The following is a 1,769-nucleotide window of genomic DNA, read 5'->3' on the forward strand; positions in this document are numbered from 1 at the left end:
GCTTTATTGTAGGTGGGCCAGTTGGTGATTTTGAACTTTTGCTTTGCCACGGAACGGTCTGCGTTGTCGGGAAGATACGTGATCTGATCCTTCAACTCAGCAAAAGTTCGATTTATTCAACAAAGCCAAACAGAAGCCACTGGAGCACCTCAAAAACACCATCATACACTAAATCAGTAAGTTGGCAGCATCACCTTTTGCGTCTATAGTCATGATGTCAAATGAACGCGTTTCGACAGGAAATCATCATGAATAAATATCAGGCAGTTATTATTGGTTTTGGCAAGGCTGGAAAAACATTAGCCGTCACGCTGGCAAAAGCAGGTTGGCGTGTGGCTCTCATCGAACAATCAAATGCAATGTATGGCGGGACCTGTATTAATATCGGCTGTATCCCAACCAAAACATTGGTTCATGACGCACAGCAGCACACAGATTTTGTCCGTGCCATACAGCGTAAAAATGAAGTGGTTAATTTTTTACGTAATAAGAATTTTCATAATCTTGCGGATATGCCCAATATCGACGTGATCGACGGCCAGGCGGAGTTTATCAATAATCATAGCCTGCGTGTTCATCGGCCTGAGGGAAATTTGGAGATTCATGGCGAGAAAATTTTTATTAATACCGGTGCACAAGCCGTGGTTCCGCCAATTCCTGGAATTACCACCACGCCTGGTGTATATGACAGCACCGGATTACTTAATCTAAAAGAATTGCCTGGGCATTTAGGTATTTTGGGCGGCGGATATATTGGCGTTGAGTTCGCCTCTATGTTCGCTAATTTTGGCAGCAAAGTAACCATTTTAGAGGCAGCTTCGCTGTTTTTGCCTCGGGAAGATCGGGATATTGCTGATAATATCGCGACGATTTTACGCGATCAGGGCGTCGATATTATCCTCAATGCCCATGTGGAGCGAATCAGTCACCATGAAAATCAAGTGCAAGTGCATAGCGAGCACGCCCAACTGGCGGTGGATGCACTGTTAATAGCTTCCGGTCGTCAACCGGCTACCGCTTCGTTACATCCAGAAAATGCCGGTATCGCAGTAAACGAGCGCGGGGCAATTGTCGTTGACAAGCGATTACATACCACCGCAGACAATATTTGGGCGATGGGAGATGTTACCGGCGGGCTGCAATTTACTTACATATCACTGGATGATTACCGCATTGTACGTGATGAGTTACTGGGTGAAGGCAAACGTAGTACTGATGATCGGAAAAATGTGCCTTATTCCGTATTTATGACACCGCCCCTGTCCAGGGTTGGTATGACAGAAGAACAAGCCAGAGAGAGTGGTGCTGATATTCAGGTGGTGACATTGCCTGTAGCTGCAATTCCGCGCGCCAGAGTGATGAACGATACCCGTGGGGTATTAAAAGCGATTGTTGATAATAAAACCCAACGTATATTAGGAGCATCACTGCTGTGTATTGACTCCCACGAGATGATCAATATAGTGAAAATGGTGATGGATGCCGGGCTGCCTTATAGCATATTACGCGATCAGATATTTACTCATCCGTCGATGAGCGAATCACTCAATGATCTATTTTCATTAGTCAAATAAACTCAAAATCAGACGCCAGAACAAATATTCTGGCGTCTCAGAGAAAAGAATCTTATTAATTCTCTGTTACTCTATAACTTCTTAATCACTTCATTGATGGTATTTTATATGTTTAAAAAATCGGTGATGCTGCCAACTTACTGATTTAGTGTATGATGGTGTTTTTGAGGTGCTCCAGTGGCTTCTGTTTCTATC

1 protein-coding gene is annotated in these 1,769 nt (G+C 44.0%); it reads left to right on the forward strand.

Annotated features, from left to right (window positions below):
• Positions 1-248: 248 nt before the first annotated feature.
• Positions 249-1,574, forward strand: coding sequence for a reactive chlorine resistance oxidoreductase RclA (gene rclA, locus APU11_RS05660; RefSeq protein WP_007896426.1), 1,326 nt, complete (start codon positions 249-251; stop codon positions 1,572-1,574).
• Positions 1,575-1,769: the final 195 nt, after the last annotated feature.

The organism is Enterobacter sp. 50793107 (genome assembly GCF_001463365.1).
In the GTDB taxonomy this organism is placed as follows: domain Bacteria; phylum Pseudomonadota; class Gammaproteobacteria; order Enterobacterales; family Enterobacteriaceae; genus Enterobacter; species Enterobacter cloacae.